Genomic DNA, 3,783 nt, shown 5'->3' on the forward strand with positions numbered 1-3,783 from the left:
GCCTCGGACAGGAGGCATGCGACGCGCTCGGCGCCGCCGGCGCGCAGGTTCGGGATGAACAAGCCGATGCGCATGGCCGCCTCAGGAACCGAGCGGCGCCGGCCGGGTTGCCGCGGCGACGACGTCGAAGGCCTCACGACCATGGGGCGCCGCGGCGGCGGGCCGCCGGTCGTCGTGCACCAGCCGCCAGGCAGGCCACAGGCACATCGCCGCATAACCGCACAGCGGCGCCGCGGCCACCAGCAGCAGCGCGAGCGAGGTGTCGTGTTCGTGCGAGCCGAAGGTCGCGACGCCGATGCGGACCAGGGCGCACAGCACACTCGCCTCGAGCAACGCGCGCAATCGACCGCGCGCCACCAGCGCGGCGCACAGCACCATCGACACGACGTAGGGCATCAGCGAGGCGATCTGCCAGCGCGTGAGGTCCGCCACACGCGACGAGGCGGCGGCGTCGAAGGCGCCTCGCTCGAACAGCGTGCCGACCAGCTCGGGCGCGAACACGCCGATGGCGATTGACAGGAGGCCCGACGCCAGCCCGAATCCGATCATCGGACGCATCCAACCGCCCGGCGCATGGCCGGCCTGGCAGAAGTGCAGCAGGGCCACCCGATTGACGGCCACCGCCACCAACCCGCTGGCGAGCGCGGCCACCCGCATCGCGTAGCCCAGGCTGGAGGTGCTGCCTTCGCCCAATCGGCCGGCCAGCGCCAGCTCGACTGCCGGCGTGATCGACATCACCGCGTACGCCAGCGTGGCCAGCCCGACGCCGCGCCGCAACTGGCGCCACCATTGGCGCTGAAGCGAGCGCCGCGCCGCCAGCGGATGCACCAGCGCATCGAGCGCCGGCTCGTGCCGCGGCGTGGTCGCGCGGACGTGCGTCCAGAGTCGTTGCAGCACGAGTGCGTGCAGCAGTGCGCCGGCTGCGGCCCCTGCCGGCAGCATCCAGTCGGATGCGCCCGAGACCAGCGACAGCAGCCCGATCATGCTGATCGCAGGCAGGGCCTCGAGCAGCACCCCGATCTGGCGTCCGGTGGCCTGCAGCAACGCGCCGAACCAGCTTGCGCACACGCCGAGCACCAGCGCGAGCACGAGCGACAACGCAAAGACCGGCGGGGCGGCATCGCCCATCGGCGACCAGAGCGGCAACAACCAGGAGAACAGCGCCGCCACGATGACGGCGATGCCGATCAGCGCCGCCAGCATCGGCCTCAGCACACGCAGGCCGAGCACGTGCGGGAGCACGCCCGGACGCGCCAGCAGCGGCACCATCGCCGCGGTCAGGACGCTGGTGCCGAGCGCCGCGGGCCACGCCGCAAGCGTGCAGACGAACACGAACTGATCGACCAGCGCCCCCGCGCCGAAGCGCTCGGCGACGAGCACCTCCTTGAGGGCGCCGACCAGCTTGGCGGCCAGCGCCATGCCGAGCACGAAGGCGGCGGACGACCACAAGTGCGAAGCGCGCAAGGCCCTCCAGCGCGACGCAGGTGCCGCAGGATGCTGCGCTGGGGACTTGATCATCGTCTCGGTCATATATCGACGATGGTGCGAAGGAACATGCAATCGCATCGCGCGGAAATGAGGGGCGTTGGCGGCTCAGTTCACCCCCGGCCGTGCCCGATTCGGCGCGCTCAACTCAACACCGACGGGGCGCCCTCGGTGGTTCGCGCGATCGTGTCTTCCTGTCGCAGCCAGGCCGGAGCCCGGCCGCGCACGACGGTCCGGTACAGCAGCCCATAGGCGCACACGGTCAGAGCCACGCCGGCCCCGAGTGCCGCGCTGCTGGTGAAGGCAAGCGTGCAGGGCACGACACCGCACAGGCACACCAGCCACAGGTAGGGCGCGGTGCGCGCGTTGCGCTCGAGGTTGCGGCCGGGCCGGTCGGGCACGTCGGCGCAGCGCAAGAGGCGGTTCTGAATCAGCGAGTGAAGATGCAGCCGGTCAGCCACGAAGGGCGAGCGGCCGCGGCGCGCCATGCGCCGCCACGCCGAGTACAAGGTCTCGGTGACCGGATAGGCGGTCAGTGCGAACACGAACAGCGGTGAAACCACCGGGTTGCGCTGGACCAGCACCAGCGCCAGCACCGCCACCGCGATGCCGCCGAAGTAGGCGCCGCCATCACCGAGAAAGATCTGTCCGCTCGGGTAGTTGACGATCATGAAGCCCGCGAGCGAGCACGCCAGGACCCCGGCGACTGCGGCCAGCGGCAGGTCGCCGGCCTTCCAGGCAGCGAGCGCGACGGCCAACAGCATGATGGTCAGGCAGCCCGACGCGAGGCCATTGCTTCCGTCGATGATGTTGGCCGCGTTGGCGATGCCAGCGACCGCGAGCACGGTCAGCACGAGGCCAGAGGCGCCGGCGACCAGCAGCAGGTCCAGGCCAACAAGGCCGACGGGAACCAACTGGGCACCGAGCAGGTACCACGCAAGCACCGCGCTGGCGGCGGTAGCCGCCAAGCGGTAGAGGGCAGCAACGCGGCGGGTCGTGTCCTCTGCCAGGCCGCACGCGAGCGCCGGCGCGGCGCAGAGCAGAAACGATCTGCCCAGCGTGGCGGCCGGCTCGGGCAGACACAGCGTGCCGCCCAACGCCGCGATCCCTACGGCCGCGCCGCCGACGCGCGGCACCGCAGTGCCATGCCGGTTCTGCGTGCCCATCCCTACCGCGTCGGCGGTGTAGCGCGCGTGACGCGAGAAAGATTTCACGAGCGCCAAGCAAAGCGTGAAGGAAAGCGCAGCGGCGGCGCCCATCGACGCCAGCAAGGTCGGAAGCGAAAAGGTTTGCATAGGCGCATATCGACGCGCGCCGCTGATCCTTGACTCCACGGAGGCACAAAAACCGACAGGAAACACAAATGCACGATCGGCGACCAGTTGTTCCTCAGATCGGCATCAGTTCTGCCGATCTACGGTTCGGGCATGAGATCGGCGCTCTCGCCTGGCGCCCCGCACCTGGAGAGACCTGGATGAAGGAACAACCCATCGTGGCCGTGGTGGGCCTCGGCTACGTCGGCCTGCCGCTGGCCGTGGCCTTTGGCGGCAAGCACACCACCATCGGACTGGACACCAACGAGGCCAAGGTGGCCGCCATCGCCGCCGGCGTGGATGCCACCGGCGAGGTGAGCCGCGAGCAACTGGCGGCAGCGAGCCGGCTGTCCGTCACCACCGACGCGAGCGCATTGCGCGACGCCGACTTCGTGATCGTCGCGGTGCCCACGCCGGTCAACGAGGCGCTGCAGCCCGACTTCGAGCCCTTGCGGCGAAGTTCGGAAGCGGTGGGCCGCAACCTGAAGCGCGGCGCCATCGTGGTGTACGAGTCGACGGTCTACCCGGGCGCGACCGAGGAGGTCTGCATCCCGATCCTCGAGCGCAGCTCGGGCATGACCTGGCGCCGGGACTTCAATGTCGGGTACAGCCCCGAGCGCATCAATCCAGGCGACAAGCAGCACACCCTGACGAAGATTCTCAAGGTCGTGTCGGGTGACACGCCCGAGACGCTGGCGCGAGTGCGCGACCTCTACGGCTCCATCATCGAGGCGGGCGTCTATTGCGCCAGCAGCATCGCGGTGGCCGAGGCGGCCAAGGTGATCGAGAACACCCAGCGCGACCTGAACATCGCACTGATGAACGAGCTGGCGATGATCTTCCATCGCATCGGCATCGACACCCAGGAAGTGCTGCAGGCCGCCGGCACCAAGTGGAACTTCCTGCCCTTCAAGCCGGGTCTCGTGGGCGGCCACTGCATCGGCGTCGACCCCTACTACCTGACCTACAAGGCGGGCCTGGTGGG

At 69.8% G+C, this 3,783-nt stretch carries 3 protein-coding genes; 1 reads left to right on the forward strand and 2 read right to left on the reverse strand.

Features of this window, described 5'->3' with window-relative positions:
• Window positions 1-81 precede the first annotated feature (81 nt).
• On the reverse strand, window positions 82-1,518 hold the full coding sequence (locus AB7U92_RS23540; RefSeq protein ID WP_428582686.1) for a lipid II flippase MurJ: 1,437 nt from the start codon (window positions 1,516-1,518) through the stop codon (window positions 82-84).
• 110 nt (window positions 1,519-1,628) lie between these two features.
• Entirely contained in the window at window positions 1,629-2,780 is a 1,152-nt protein-coding gene (locus AB7U92_RS23545; RefSeq protein WP_428582688.1) for an MraY family glycosyltransferase, read from the reverse strand.
• Between the two features lie 179 nt (window positions 2,781-2,959).
• Between AB7U92_RS23545 and AB7U92_RS23550 the strand changes: the two genes are divergently transcribed.
• Window positions 2,960-3,783 (forward strand): nucleotide sugar dehydrogenase (locus tag AB7U92_RS23550; protein ID WP_428582690.1); only part of this gene is annotated, 824 nt, incomplete at its 3' end.

The organism is Piscinibacter sp., assembly GCF_050175855.1.
GTDB lineage: Bacteria > Pseudomonadota > Gammaproteobacteria > Burkholderiales > Burkholderiaceae_C > Piscinibacter.

What these genes read in the sequence shown, in the direction of transcription:
- AB7U92_RS23540 (WP_428582686.1), bottom strand. Translation starts at nt 1,518, where the DNA reads ATGATCAAGTCCCCAGCGCAGCATCCTGCGGCACCTGCGTCGCGCTGG.
- AB7U92_RS23545 (WP_428582688.1), bottom strand. Translation starts at nt 2,780, where the DNA reads ATGCAAACCTTTTCGCTTCCGACCTTGCTGGCGTCGATGGGCGCCGCC.